The sequence below is a fragment of the Corallococcus sp. CA049B genome (assembly GCF_003611685.1).
Taxonomy (GTDB): domain Bacteria; phylum Myxococcota; class Myxococcia; order Myxococcales; family Myxococcaceae; genus Corallococcus; species Corallococcus coralloides.
The window spans coordinates 39,063-52,805 of the sequence record NZ_RAWC01000014.1; the positions used below are offsets into that span (position 1 = coordinate 39,063).

6 protein-coding genes are annotated in these 13,743 nt (G+C 72.4%); 2 read left to right on the forward strand and 4 right to left on the reverse strand.

Annotated elements, in window-relative coordinates; genetic code table 11:
• Positions 1-29: 29 nt before the first annotated feature.
• Positions 30-5,006 (reverse strand): hypothetical protein, encoded by a 4,977-nt coding sequence (locus D7W82_RS05250; protein ID WP_233587309.1) that lies wholly within the window; start codon positions 5,004-5,006, stop codon positions 30-32.
• Positions 5,007-5,217: 211 nt separating this feature from the next.
• Positions 5,218-6,198, reverse strand: coding sequence for a ChaN family lipoprotein (locus tag D7W82_RS05255; RefSeq protein WP_120617281.1), 981 nt, complete (start codon positions 6,196-6,198; stop codon positions 5,218-5,220).
• Between the two features lie 315 nt (positions 6,199-6,513).
• Between D7W82_RS05255 and D7W82_RS42300 the strand changes: the two genes are divergently transcribed.
• Positions 6,514-9,528 (forward strand): ATP-binding protein, encoded by a 3,015-nt coding sequence (locus D7W82_RS42300; RefSeq protein ID WP_304988718.1) that lies wholly within the window; start codon positions 6,514-6,516, stop codon positions 9,526-9,528.
• A 78-nt stretch (positions 9,529-9,606) separates the two neighbouring features.
• On the opposite strand, the gene D7W82_RS05265 is transcribed toward D7W82_RS42300, so the two are convergent.
• A complete protein-coding gene (locus D7W82_RS05265) occupies positions 9,607-10,107 on the reverse strand; it encodes a hypothetical protein (RefSeq protein ID WP_120617283.1) in 501 nt (166 codons plus the stop codon).
• Between the two features lie 87 nt (positions 10,108-10,194).
• Positions 10,195-12,222 carry a YgiQ family radical SAM protein gene (locus D7W82_RS05270; RefSeq protein WP_120617284.1) on the reverse strand — a complete coding sequence of 676 codons (2,028 nt, stop codon included), beginning with the start codon at positions 12,220-12,222 and terminating at the stop codon, positions 10,195-10,197.
• A 349-nt stretch (positions 12,223-12,571) separates the two neighbouring features.
• Here D7W82_RS05270 and D7W82_RS05275 point away from each other — a divergent pair, with 349 nt between their 5' ends.
• Complete coding sequence (locus D7W82_RS05275; RefSeq protein WP_120617285.1) at positions 12,572-13,720, forward strand: hypothetical protein; 1,149 nt, start codon at positions 12,572-12,574, stop codon at positions 13,718-13,720.
• Positions 13,721-13,743 lie beyond the last annotated feature (23 nt).

The following is a 13,743-nucleotide window of genomic DNA, read 5'->3' on the forward strand; positions in this document are numbered from 1 at the left end:
GGAATCCGTCCGCCCCCTGCACGGAGCCGTCAGTCCCAGCCGCGCAATTGGACGCGCACCCGGCGCAGCAGCAGGTCCCACTCCTGGCGCTTGAGCGTCGCCATCACGCGTCCGGTGACGATGGTGAGGCCCGTGAGGGTCATCACCAGGAAGCCGACGCGGTGGTCCCGCAGGCCCGCGTCGAGCAGGTTGGCCACCACGTCCAGGAGCAGGAACAGCGTCCCCAGCGCGAGGTAGGCGCGGATGCGCAGGGCCATGCCCACCGCCACCCCCAGAAGACACACCGCGCCGAAGACAATCGCATACGTGCCATCCTCGGACTCGCCCAGGCTGGCCGTCAGCTTCGCCGCCGCGGGCACATACAGCAGCAGTCCGCCCAGGATGCGCACCGCGTTGCGCGCCGCGTGCGGGAGGCTGGACGTGAAGAGCTGTCCCATCATCAGGAGCAGCAGCCCGAGCGGCGCCAGGTACACCTCCAGCCCCTCCAGGCCGAGGGCGAGCGCGGCGATGAGCAGCGCCAGGTTGCAGGCCGCCGCGGCGAACGCGCCGAACATCCGGCTGCGCTCCACCGCGCCCAGCGCCGCGTACAGCAGGCCGGAGCCTCCCGCGAACAGGGCGGCGTCGCCCGTCGCGTCGCTGGGGAGGATGAGCGCCACCGCGATGGGCAGGAGCGCCGCGAACCGCCGCGTCGCCTGCTCCACGGGACGCACCCCCGCCCTGCGCGCCAGCACCGTCACGCCCACGAGGACGAAGCCCAGCGACAGCGCGAAGAGGGCGTCATGCTCGGGGCGGAGGCCCTGCGCGGACAGCCCGCGCACCAGCGCATAGACGCCCACCACCGCGAGTTGCACGAAGTAGACATGGCGGCCCGTGTGCTCGCGCCACGCGGCGTGCAGGGACACGCCCACGGCCAGCCCGATGGCCGCCAGCGCCACGGGCAGCACGTCCTCGGAGGCCTGTCCTCCCACGGCGACGGCCGCCAGCAGCGCCGCGCTCGCGACCAGCCACAGGTCGCGGCCCCAGCCCATGCCCCCCGCGACGTCGCTCCGGTGGCGGGACGTCACGCGGCGTGCGGCGTGGAGGGCCAGCGCGCTCCCCGCGGCGGCCAGCGCCAGCTCCGCGCCGGACCGGGTGAAGAGGGGCAGGTACATGGGGTCCCAGGGGGCCCTGGCCTGCGCGAGGAACGCCAGCCCCGTGGCCACGACCGCGCCTCCGGCGACCATCGTCCCGAGCCCCGCGATGAGCCCCGCGAGCGCCCCGCGCCACTGGAAGGCCGCCACGAGCAGCGCCGCCGAGAGGAGCCCCAGCGTCAGGGAGAAGGCGAAGGACCTCATCCAGCCGCCCGTCAGCCCCGAGAGCATCTCCAACACGAGGAGGGGAACCGCCAGCGTCGATGACGTGTGCCCTTCGACGGCCAGCGCATACACCGCCGCCGCGATGAAGTAGGGCAGCACGGACAGGTGGGCACGCAGCCGCGTCCGGCCCTCGTCGTGGCCCCGCCGCTTCGCGAGCCACGGCGCGACGACCACCACCCCGAGCCCCAGCAGCGCCAGCGTGGGCCCCGGCCACGGCTCGAGGTGCGGCATCAGGTGGGCCAGGGCATGGACGAGCAGCAGGAGCCCCAGGCCCACCACGCCGCGCCCACGTGCTCGCGCGCCCCCCACGAACAGCACGGCGCCGGTGGCGAGGACGAGGTCCGCCGCGAGCACGCCGGGCTGGAAGAAGGCCGCCGCCGCCACGAGCACCACGGCCGTGAGCGTTTCCCGGCTCAGGGCTTCCAGGAAGGGGCCCGAGGTGTCATCGGTGCGCAGGGACAGCAGCCGCCGGAAGAACGCACGGGCCGCGTCCATCCGGGCCACCGCGACCGCGAACACCGCGTAGACGAGCCCGGCTGCGGCGATGCCGGCGAACGCCTGCTGCCACAGAAGGAACTCGCTGCAGCCCGGAGGCATCCAGGCCGCCGGGTTCAGCCAGCTCAGTGACGGGCTGATGAGGTGCTCCGCCGAGGCGCGGATCCACTGCCCGTCGGGAGGCAGCAGGGCCACCAGCGGACTCCCGAGCAGCGACTGCTGCGCGGCCCAGAGCGCGGCGCCAGGAAGCCCCAGCAGCAGCCCCCAATGCGCCAGGACCCGCGAGCGGAACGAGGCCGCGAGCAGGACCGTCAACAGCGCCGGCCCCAGCACCAGGAGCGGCGGCACCAGGCCCAGCGCGCGTGACGGATCCGGCAGGCCCACGACGACGGCCGAGCGCAGGAGCAGCACGGCCAGCGCCGCCACGCCCAGGTGCGGCACCAGGTGATACAGCGCCCCGTGCTTGGGGCGCTCCAGACGCTGGGCCACCCACGGCCCCACGCGCCGCAGTCCCAGCGCCAGGAACCACAGCGCGATGCCGATGAGCGGCACGCGCCAGGCGGACACGTCGGGAGGAAGCGGCCGGCCCGCGCGGTTGACGGCCCCGGTGAGCGCGATGAACCCGCCGCACAGGGCGAGCGTCACCACCGAACCCCGCATCTGGAACGCCACGAAGCCACGCGACACGAACGCCAGCAGCGCGCCCGCCGAGAGCAACACGCCCGCGAGCAGGGCCACCGGACGCTCGGCGCTGTCAGGCAGGGCGACCCAGTTGATGAGCGTGATGACCGCGAGCACCGCCTGCACGAGCGCCGCGCCCGCGAAGCCGTCCGTGAACAGCGGCCGTCCCCGAGCGCCGAACGGCAGGGGGAAGACGTCCAGCAACCGCCGGCCCTTCACCGTGTCGAGCCCCGGGCCGCGAAGCATCGCGAACAGCGCGAAGCCGAAGCCCAGGCCCGCAGCCACGAGCGCGGCCCGCGCCGAGGCGAAGTCGGACACCGTGCCCAGACCCTGAGACACCGTGAGCGAGAGCCCCATGGCCGCCAGGAAGCCGACGAGCCGGCTGCCATCGCGCCGGACGCGGAGCAGCAGCACCGCCGTGGCCACCGCCGTGGGCACGCAGGCGAGCACCGTCGAGAAGGGCTCCGCGACCCCCGCGAGCACGTCCGGCAAGACGGGCGCGACCCCCAGCGCCCGGGCCACCCCGAGCGCGGCGATGGCCAGCGACAGGTCCTCCAGGGGGCGGAACGCGTCCCGCCGACCCTGGCGCTCCATCCACGCCGACTGCGCGAGCCCGCCCAGGCCATAGAGCACCGCCGCGAGCGCGAAGACGCCCAGGCCCGCTGCGCTGGACGCGAGCCACGGAGTTCCATCCACGGCCGAGAGCGCCCCGAAGAGCAGCGCGACACCGCCCAGATAATGAAGGCCCCGCCACCTCCACCGCCCCGCGGAGTGGGCCGCGAACGCGATGACCGCACCCGTGTACGCCTGGGGCCAGGGCGCGTTCGTCCCCTGCGTCCACGCCAGCACGGAGAACGCGGGCATCGTCGCCAGCGAGACGACGACACCCCACGCGAGCATCCGGTTGCGCAGGACGGCGGAGAGCGTCACGCGCGCCAGGAGCATCAGCCCGGACGCCACCGCCGCGACGCCGAAGCACCACCACGCCGGAGCGTCCGGTGCCTGCACGCGCGCGACCAACGCCCCCGCGAGCAGCGCCGCCATGACGGCCGGATGCACCAGGGCCCGGCGGCGGAACTCCAGCAGGAAGAAGACGAGCGCGGCCAGCACGGGCGCGCAGACGGATGCCGTATCCACCCAGGTGTCCTCACCCGGGAAGACCGAGAAGGCGCCGAGCGCCCCCGCGAGCGCGCCGCTGGCCACCACCGCGTGCGCCAGCGTCTCGAACACCGGGGCCGCGCGGGGATGCACCGCCCGGACGGCGTCCGTGGATGCGCCTGCCGCCACCACCGCGCCCAGCGCCACCGCCCACAGCACGAGCCCCGCGAACAGGGGCGCCCCTGGCTCCAGCGCATCGAACCCGGAGGGGGCGCTCGCCACGCAGAAGACCGCCAGCCAGAGCGCGCCGTAGAGCGCGGCGCCCACCCCGGCGAACGAAGCCGTGCCAGCCCGCGCCCGCCACAAGGACGCGCCGAGCGCCACCACGCCCGCGAACGCGCACAGCGCACGCAGCCACGGCGCGTCGTCCCACCCCATCAGCGGCAGCCCCGCCAAAAGCGACGGGAACAGCGCCACCGCGAAGGCCGTGGCGGAAGCCCCGGGCCACAGCCGTCCCGCGGCCCGCAGCGGAAGGAGCGTGACGGCGGCGACGCCCAGCGCGGCGGGAACACCGACCTCGGGCGTCAGCGCCACCAGGGCCGACAACGCGATGAACACCACCGGCAGCAGGGCGAGCCCGATGCCCGCGAGCACGCGCCCCACGGACCGCGAGCGCCGCGCCAGGAACGTACCCAGTCCGATGAAGGCCGCGTGGTAGCCCAGCAGCGCGCCCGTGACGATGAGCTGCCGGGGCACGCCACCCAGCGCCTGCCACGCCTCGCGGACGCCCATGAGCGAGCCGCCCAGCACGAGCACCGCGCCGAGGAACCACCAGATGTACTCATTGAAGCGGGGAGGGTTGTCGCCCTCGTCCAGCGCGATGACCGCCTCCAGGCCGCTGCCTCCCAGCGAGTCCAGGTGCCCCCGGCCGAACAACGCCTGCCCCGACCCCAGCGCCGAGCCCAGGCCCTCCTCACTGGAGGACTCGCCGTCATCCGGCGCCACCACCACCCGCCGCCGCGCCACCTGTTGTTCCCGCTCCGCCCGCGCCGTCTCATCCAGCGAGTTCGCGAGCGAGGCCAACCACCCCGGACGCCACCCGCCCGCGCGCCGCAGCGAAACGGCCACGTCATCCGCCCAGGCCTCCACGCGCGCCGCGGAGTCGAGCGCCGGCTCCACCGGAACCGGGACCACCACCACGGCCTCGGGCGCGGGCACCTCCAGAACGCTTACGACCGTCCCAGCAGGCGCCGCGAGCGAGGCCTCCAGCCGCTCCGCCGTGTCCGCATCCAGCAGTCCATCGAAGCGCCAGTGCTCGATGCGCCGCCGCATCCGCGCCAGCACGAAGTCATCCAGGTGCCGCCCGGCGGCGGGCACGAGGGCGGCACCACACTCCGGGCACAGGGGCCCGGAGTCCGGCGCACGCGGTTCCGTACAGGCAGGACAGAGCATGTGCGTCAGCATACCGGGTCGCCCGCACCTGGAGTGCCGTCCCTGGAGACACTGTCACTTCAGGGAGCCCGGCCATGGACCTCGTGCCAGACGGTGCCGTCATTTCACGTGCCATCGGGGCCCGGCACTCGCGGTGCTAGGGCTTCTGGTTGCGCTCCCGCAGCGCCTTGCACGGGTCGTCCTCCGGCATGGCCGGCGTGAACCACACGTAGTCATAGGGCAGGGGGGTGTCGCCAACGACAGCCGCGTAATCCTGGGGACTCAGCGCCTCCGGTGACACCTCCAGCAATGCCACGCTCAACACGGTGACGTCCTTCACGCGGCGCTCCAGGTGCGCGGGGACGCCCCGGTCCTTGCGGACGTGTCCGTTGCCGGTGATGAGGACCGCGCCGTCCGCGGGCACGGTCTCCAGCAGCCGGTCCGCCATCATCGCGTCGCGCGCCCGCTGTGCCAGCGCCATGGGCTCCAGCATCTGTTGGGGAAGCTGTCCGCAGTGCGAGCGGTCCAACTCCTCACGGACCGCCTGCGCCTCCGCTTCGGGCACGGGCGCCTCCAATCCCAGGCGCGAGCGCAGGTCGGAAGGCAGCGCCTCCGGTCCCTTCATCACCAGCTCCCGCACCTGCGCTCGGGGCAGGTTGGCGGCGACGATGGGCAGGCGCGCCTGGAGGCCCGCGGCGAACACGGGCGCGTAGACGCTGAAGGCAGGCCAGCCGCTGTGGGCCCAGTCCACCGCCTTCGCCAGTCCCTCCACGTCCTCCGGATGGGCCTTCAGCGCCGCGTCCACGGCGGGCTGCTGCGTGACGTCCAGCATCTCGAAGGCGAGCGCGGGCCGCTGACCGGAGGCCGTCCTCGCGCGCACCAGCTCCGCCTGGAGCCGGTGGTGATCCGGGTGGTCGTGCCGTTCACCCAGGAGCACGAAGCGCGCGGGCACCACGGCCGCGCGCAGGGCGCTCTCGTCCACGAAGCGGCCTCCCTGCACGTCCCAGATGCGCCCCACCAGCGGGTGGTCCCGGTGCAGCGTCGTGGCCCACTCCCGCGCGGGAGGATGGGAGGGCTGCTGCTTGCTGGCGCAGCCGAGGGACAGCGCGAGGACGAGGGCGGTGGAGGTTCGCGTCATCCCGTCATCTCACCCAGACCGTGCGGGGATTGCCTGCCTGAAAGCTGCGGGGCCCGTGCTCCTGGACACTGCGTCCGGGGAGACCTCCAGTGGCGGCCCGCTTGCCCTCATGGGGAAGCAGTGGGCAGGTTCACGGCTCCCCCGGTGAGAAGCCCTGCTCGGTAGGCGACGGAAGGGGCCGTGCTGACGGAATCCGGCGTTGAAGTGGGGAGAGCCGCTGGCTACGTCCACACCAGGTCACCTCGTCCACGCGTCCCGCACCCCTCGAGTCTCCTCCTGAGCCGTCCGCCCCACGAACAGAACGCGCCGCAGCCGGTGGAAGCCGCGGGGGCCTCGCCGCGTCCGGAGGGATGGCTGGGGACGTTGCGCGGCGGCAGCGTGATGGGGCGGCTCATCCTGGAGCGGGACTGGTCCGGGACGCCGCTGGGGCCCATCGCGTCATGGCCTTCGACGCTGCGCACCCTGGTGAGCATGTGTCTGACGACGCGCTTCCCCATGTTCATCTACTGGGGACCGGAGCGCGTGCAGCTCTACAACGACGCGGGCATCCCCATCATGGGCGCCAAGCACCCGGACCATGCCCTGGGGCCGCTGCGCGACGTCTTCCCGGAGCTGTGGCCCCAGCTGGGGAGCATGTTCGACGCGCTGGAGCGCACGAAGCAGGCGAACTGGGCGGAGAGCCAGTCGCTGCCCATCCAGCGGGGGGGCTTCGCCGAGGAGGCCTACTTCACCTGGTCCTACACCCCGGTGCTGGATGACGACGGCTCGGTGGTGGGCTTCTACACGCCGGCCCTGGAGACGACGGGTCAGGTGCTGGGGCAGCGGCGCCTGCGCACGCTGCACCTCCTCACCCAGCGCGCGGGCGGCGCGGGCTCCGTGGACGAGGCGTGCCGGGCCGGCCTGGAGGCCCTGGCGGAGAACCCCGCCGACCTGCCCTTCACGTGGCTCTACGTCACGGACGCGGGGGGGACGCGGGCCTCGCTCGTGGGCTCCACCGGCATGGGCACCCGGAGCGCGGCGGTGCCCGCGCACGTCGACCTGCGCACGGCGGAGGAGGGCGGGCTCCTGTCTCCAGTGGCGAGCACGCGCCAGGCCCGGCGGGTGGAGGACGTGAACGGGTGGCTCGGAGCACCGCTTCCGCCGGAGGCCGCGGAGCCGCCCCGGCCCGCCCTGGTGCTGCCGCTGCCGCACGCGGAAGGGGACCGCGACCTGGGCTTCCTGGTCGTGGGCCTGAGTCCGTTCCTGAATCCCGAGGGCGAGTACCGGGGCTTCCTGGAGCTGGTCGCGGGGGCCCTGGCCACGGCCGCCTCCAGTGCTCGCGCGCGGCAGGAGGCCGTGGAGCGGATGGAGCAGCTCGCGGCGCTGGACCGGGCCAAGACGGCCTTCTTCAGCAACGTGAGCCACGAGTTCCGCACGCCCCTGACGCTGATGCTCGGGCCCGTGGAGGACGCGCTGTCTGACCCGGCGGAGCCGCTGGCGCCGCGTCTGGCGGAGCGGCTGTCCCTGGTCCAGCGCAACGCCACCCGGCTGCTCAAGCTGGTCAACACGCTGCTCGACTTCACCCGGGCGGAGGCCGGACGCGTGCGCGCGGCCTTCCAGCCCACGGACCTGTCCGCCTTCACCGCGGAGCTGGTGAGCCAGTTCGAGTCCATCGCGAAGCGCGCGCAGCTCACCCTCACGCTCGACCTGCCGCCCCTGGCGGAGCCCGTCTGGGTGGACCGCGAGATGTGGGAGAAGGTTGTCTTCAACCTGCTCTCCAACGCGATGAAGTTCACCTTCGAGGGAGGCGTCCACGTCCGGCTGCGCGCGGAGGAGGGCATGGCGCGGCTGACGGTCTGGGACACCGGCAGCGGCATCCCGGAGGCGGAGCTGCCGCACATCTTCGAGCGCTTCCACCGCGTGGAGAACGCCCGCTCGCGCAGCCACGAGGGCAGCGGCATTGGCCTGAGCCTGGTGCAGGAGCTGACGAAGCTGCACGGCGGCACCGTGGACGTGACGAGCACGCTGGGGCAGGGCACGGCCTTCTGCGTCGCGGTGTCCCTGGGCACTGGCCACCTGCCGCGCGAGCAGCTCGTCCCCGAGGGAGGAATTCCCACGCACTCCGTCGCGCGGAGCGCGTCCGCCTACGTCGAGGAGATCCGCGGATGGCTGGCGCCGACGGGCCAGGAGGATGGGGCGCGAGCGCTGGAAGGAGTGAGGGCCACCCCGCTGCTGCCACCCATGTCCGCCAGGGTGCTGGTGGTGGACGACAACGCGGACCTGCGCACGTACATCACGGGGCTGCTGGACGCGTCGGTGACGGTGGAGACGGCGGAGGACGGCTATTCCGCGCTCCAGGCCATCCGCGCGCGCCCGCCCGACCTGGTGTTGAGCGACGTGATGATGCCGCGCCTGGGCGGCTTCGGCCTGCTGCGCGAGCTGCGCGCGGACCCCCGGCTGCGGGCCATCCCGTTCGTCCTCTTGTCGGCGCGCGCGGGCGAGGAGGCCTCGGTGGAGGGTTTGGAGGCGGGCGCGGATGACTACCTGGTGAAGCCCTTCTCCGCGCGCGAGCTGGCGGCGCGGGTGCGCACCCAGCTGGAGATGGCGCGGGTGCGCCGGGAGGTGGCGGAGCTGTCGGCGCGCGAGGCGGTGTTGCAGGAGGCGGTCCGCGCGCGGGACGAATTCCTGTCGGTGGTGAGCCACGAGTTGAAGACGCCGCTGGCGGGCTTCCGCCTCCAGTTGGATCTCATCGAGCGGGGGCTGGGGCCGGACGCGCACGCCCGGTTGGGCGAGCGGCTCCTGTTCACGCGGCGGCAGGTGCACCGTCTGGCCACGGTGGTGGAGACGCTGCTCGACATGTCCCAGCTGTCCTCGGGGCCGGTGCAGCTGAGCGTGGAGGACGTGGACCTCGCCGCGCTGGTGACGGAGGAGGTGGCCCAGGCGCGAGAGGAGTTGTGCCGGGAGGGCTGCGAGGTGGCCGTGCGCGTCTCGGGGCCGGTGCGGGGCCGGTTCGACAAGGCGCGCCTGGAGCAGGTGGTGCAGGGCTTGCTGTCCAATGCGTTGAAGTACGGACCGGGCAAGCCGGTGGAGGTGCACGTGGAGCAGGTGGGCCCGTCCGCGCGCCTGACGGTGGTGGACCACGGCATGGGCGTGCGCATCGAGGACCGCGAGCGCATCTGGCAGCGCTTCGAGCGCGCGGTGTCCGTGCGCAACTTCGGAGGCCTGGGCCTGGGCTTGTGGATCGCCCGTCAGGTGGTGGAGGCCCACGGCGGCAGCGTGGGCGTGGCGGAGACGCCAGGGGGCGGCGCCACCTTCACGGTGTCACTGCCCCTGGACGGCCCACGGCCCTGAAGCAGCAAGGCCCGCGCTCTCCGTGGGGGAGAGGCGGGCCCTGTGTCTGGCTTTGGCTGTCTGACTCCGGGCAACCTGCTACTTGGAATCCACCACCAGCACCATCCACCGGTCGGTGGCGTGGTCGATGCGCAGGTTCGCGGCGCCGGCCTCCTGGAGCTGCTGCACCACGCGCTCCAGGAACTGGAGCTGCTCCGCGGACGCGTCCACGAACACGTTGCGCGCGCCCGGGCCCTTCGCCTTCGGCTTCTTCGCCGGCGCCGCACCCGCGTGCAGCTCCGGCGCCGCCGCGGCCTTCAGCAGCGTCCCCGCGTCCTCCGCCGTCACTTCCGCGCGCTCGTCCTGCACGTCCACGTCCTGCTCCTCCTTGGGGGCGGCGACCGGAGCGGCGGGCTGCGAGGCCAGCTCCTTCTTCGCCTGTTCGCGCAGCTCGTTGAACGTGCGCAGGTTGATGGTGGCGCCGAAGCGGTCCTTGAAGCTCTCCAGGGCGTCCTGGCGGCTCAGGTCGGGCTGGTTGCGGAAGAGGTCGAGCAGGAACGCGTGGCGCTCCTGCGACTGCTCCTGGGAAGTCCTGGGCATGGTGTCGGGCTCCGGCGGTGTGGCCGCTCGTAAAAGGCGGCGCACCCTATACCCGAGCCTCCCCCCGGAACGAAAGCCGGGGGCCCGCTACCGCCCGCGAGGCCCCGGACGCGGCGTGCGGCCCCCACCCCGAGGCCCGGACGGACGCGGCTGCGCCGGACGGGGCCACGCGTTCGTCGCCAGGCCCTCCTCCGCGTTCGAGCCCTCCGAGGAACGGCGCAGGCGCGCGGCCTCCGCGGCGGACTCCGGCGGCACCAGCGCCTTGGGGCCCCGGCCAATGAGGTCCTCGCGCCCGGCCAGCTTCAGCGCCTCGCGCGCCAGCGGCCAGTGCTCCGGGTTCCAGTAGAGCAAGAGCGCCTTCTGCAGCCGCTTCTCGCGCAGGCCCTTCGCCGTGTACACGGGCTCCATCTTCAGCGGATCCAGCCCCGTGTAATACATGGCCGTGGCCACCGACATGGGCGTGGGGATGAAGTCCTGCACCTGCCGGGGCCGCTTGCCCTTCTCCTTCAGCCACTGCGCCAGCATCACCATGTCCTCCAGCGTGGAGCCGGGGTGGCCGCTGATGAAGTAGGCGATGTCGTACTGCTCCTTGCCCGCGTCCTCGCTGGCGCACGCGAACATGTGCTGGAAGCGCTCGAAGCTCTCGATGCCGGGCTTCTTCATCTTCTCCAGCACGCGCGGCGACACGTGCTCCGGCGCCACGGACAGCTGGCCGCCCACGTGGTGCGCCGCCAGCTCCTTCACGTACTCCGGCGAGCGCTCCGCCAGGTCGTACCGCACGCCGCTCGCGATGAAGACGTGCTTGATGCCCGGCTCCTCGCGCACCTGCTTCATCAGCGAGATGAGCGGCCCGTGGTCCGTCTGGAGGTTCTCGCACACGCCCGGGTGCACGCAGGACAGCTTGCGGCAGCGGCTCTCGATGTCCTCGCTCTTGCACTTGAGCTTGTACATGTTCGCCGTGGGCCCACCCAGGTCGGTAATCGTCCCCCGGAAGTCCCCCATGCGCCGCAGCTCGCGCACTTCGCGCAGCACGCTCGCCGCGGAGCGGCTCTGGATGACGCGCCCCTCGTGCTCCGTGATGGAGCAGAAGGTGCAGCCGCCAAAGCACCCGCGCATCAGCACCACCGAGTGCTTCACCGTCTCGTAGGCGGGGATGGGCTCCTGGTACATGGGGTGCGGCACGCGGTTGAACTTCAGGTCATACAGCTCATCCATGGCCACCGTGGCCGTGTCCCCGGGCTTCTGTCCGGCGCCGTCCTCCAGCGGCCGGGCGGGCGGGTTCATGTAGATGGCCCGGTTGCCGTGGCGCTGCGCGATGGCGCGCGCGTTGCCGGGGTTGGTCTCCAGCTGGAAGTCCCGGCTCATCACCGCGAAGGCGCGCGTGTCCGCCACCACGTCCTCATAGGAGGGCAGCACCACCACCTTGCCGTGGTCCGCCGCGCGCTTCGCCGGGTCCGCCTCCAGGGCCTTCATCGCCACGTCGTTGATGAGGTGCGCGGTGCCCCGGATGTCCTTCAGGTCCTCGATGCGCTCGCCCCGGTGGAGCCGGTCGGCGATCTCCCAGATGGGGCGCTCGCCCATGCCGAACACCAGCAGGTCCGCCTTGGCGTCGAAGAGGATGGAGCGGCGCACCTTCTCGCTCCAGTAGTCGAAGTGCGCGATGCGCCGCAGGCTGGCCTCGATGCCGCCCAGCACGATGGGCACGTCCGGGAAGGCCTCGCGGCAGCGCTGCGCGTAGACGATGGAGGCCCGGTCCGGCCGGCAGTTGGTGCGTCCGCCCGGGCTGTACTGGTCCTCCGAGCGGTTCTTCTTCTGGGCCGTCAGCCGGTTGAGCATCGAGTCCAGGTTGCCCGCCGCCACCCCGAAGAAGAGCCGGGGCGCCCCCAACGCCTTGAAGGGCTCCGCCGAGTGCCAGTCAGGCTGGGGGATGAGCCCCACCTTGAAGCCCCGCCCCTCCAGGAAGCGCGCGATGAGCACCGGCCCGAAGGCCGGGTGGTCCACGTAGGCGTCGCCGCTCACGATGATGATGTCGCACTGCTCCCACCCCCGGGCCTGCATGTCGGCGCGGGTGACGGGTAGGAACGGGTGGGCGTAACGCGGGGAGATGGAGGCCATGGGCTTGAGTCCCCTCAACAGCGGGGGAGGGCCCAACCAACCCCATCAGGGCGGGCGCTGTCCACTGCGACGGCCGCCCGCCCTCCTGCACCCCGGGCGACCGGCAACCCGTCAGGTCGTCCAAACCCAGACACGGAGTGTGCCGTTTCTCGACTCCTTGCAAAGACAGACAACAGGGTCATTGGGGCGCCAACAGGGTGTCTATGTATACCTGGACCTGGGTACAGCTATGCCTGTATTGCTAGAAAAATCCGTTTGTGGCAGAGAATGGTACGCGGGCCTGACTGTCATTGTCTGGCGTCAGGCCGCTCCCCCCATCCCGGTCCCGCCCATCTCATTGGAGAGAGTCATGTCCCTGCGCCGTCCGTTGTCCCTGTTCGCTTCCCTGTTGATGCTGGGTGGCTGTGGTACCGAAACCCTGGAGGAGGGCGCGGCTCCAGGCCAGTCCAAGGCCGCGCTGCACACGGGCATCGACCTGGCGGTCAGCGGGTTGGGCGTGACGTGTGATGACGGGCAGGTGGCGACGGTGACGGGCACCATCGTCAACGAGGCGCCCACGGGCATCGACCCGTCGGTGGCGGGCATCTACGCGGGGGACCCGGCCGAGGGCGGCATGTTGCTGGCGACGGTGAACGTGCCCTGGCTGGTAGGCAAGGAGCGCTACGCGTTCGAGACGGCGGTGCAGGTGCCGGAGGGCACGCAGAAGCTGTTCGTGGTGGCGGACGCGTTCAACTTCTTCCCGGAGGACAGCGAGGAGAACAACACCGGCTCGGTGACGCTGGCTCCTGGCGGTGGCTGTCTGGTGAACCAGCCGCCGGTGGCGCTGTGCAAGAGCGTGACGGTGGCGGCGAGCGCGTCGTGCTCGGCGGCGGCGTCCATCGACGATGGCTCGTATGATCCGGATGGCTTCCCGCAGCCGCTGAGCATCTCGGCCAGCCCGGCGGGCCAGTACCCGGTGGGCACGACGCCGGTGACGCTCACGGTGTCGGACGGGATGGACTCGGCCACGTGCACCGCGACGGTGACGGTGGTGGACCAGACCGCGCCGGTGGCCGGGGCGAGCAAGAACCTGGTGCTGGCCCGCACCCTGGGCGCGGACTACAAGACGGTGACGCTGGCGGACTGCGCGCAGCCGGCGGTGGACACCTGCGGCGGGACGCTGGACCTGCAGCAGTCGGCCTCCATCATCCGCGTGGAGTCGGATGAGTCCGAGGACGCGCTGTTCAGCCTGGCCCTCTTCAAGTGCCAGGACATCAAGCTGAGCGCGGACCGCAAGTCCGCGCAGCTGCGCGCGGAGTCCAGCCTGCTGGGCAACGGCCGCGTCTACACGATGGTGTACTCGGTGGCGGACGCGTCCGGTAACGCGACCCTCGGCACCTGCAAGGTGAAGGTGCCCAGCCCCCTGGGCGTCCTCTCCGTGGGCCTGGGGCCCAACTACTGCCAGGGCGAGGGTTGCCCGGCGGGCACGGGCAACGGGCTGCTCTGCCCGCTGCTGTAGTCCCCGCGGAGGTCCAAGGCGGT

Bases quoted from the DNA above. Each gene is read 5' to 3' on its own strand.
- D7W82_RS05255 (WP_120617281.1), bottom strand. From the start codon at position 6,198: ATGACGCGAACCTCCACCGCCCTCGTCCTCGCGCTGTCCCTCGGCTGC.
- D7W82_RS05265 (WP_120617283.1), bottom strand. From the start codon at position 10,107: ATGCCCAGGACTTCCCAGGAGCAGTCGCAGGAGCGCCACGCGTTCCTG.
- D7W82_RS05270 (WP_120617284.1), bottom strand. From the start codon at position 12,222: ATGGCCTCCATCTCCCCGCGTTACGCCCACCCGTTCCTACCCGTCACC.
- D7W82_RS05275 (WP_120617285.1), top strand. From the start codon at position 12,572: ATGTCCCTGCGCCGTCCGTTGTCCCTGTTCGCTTCCCTGTTGATGCTG.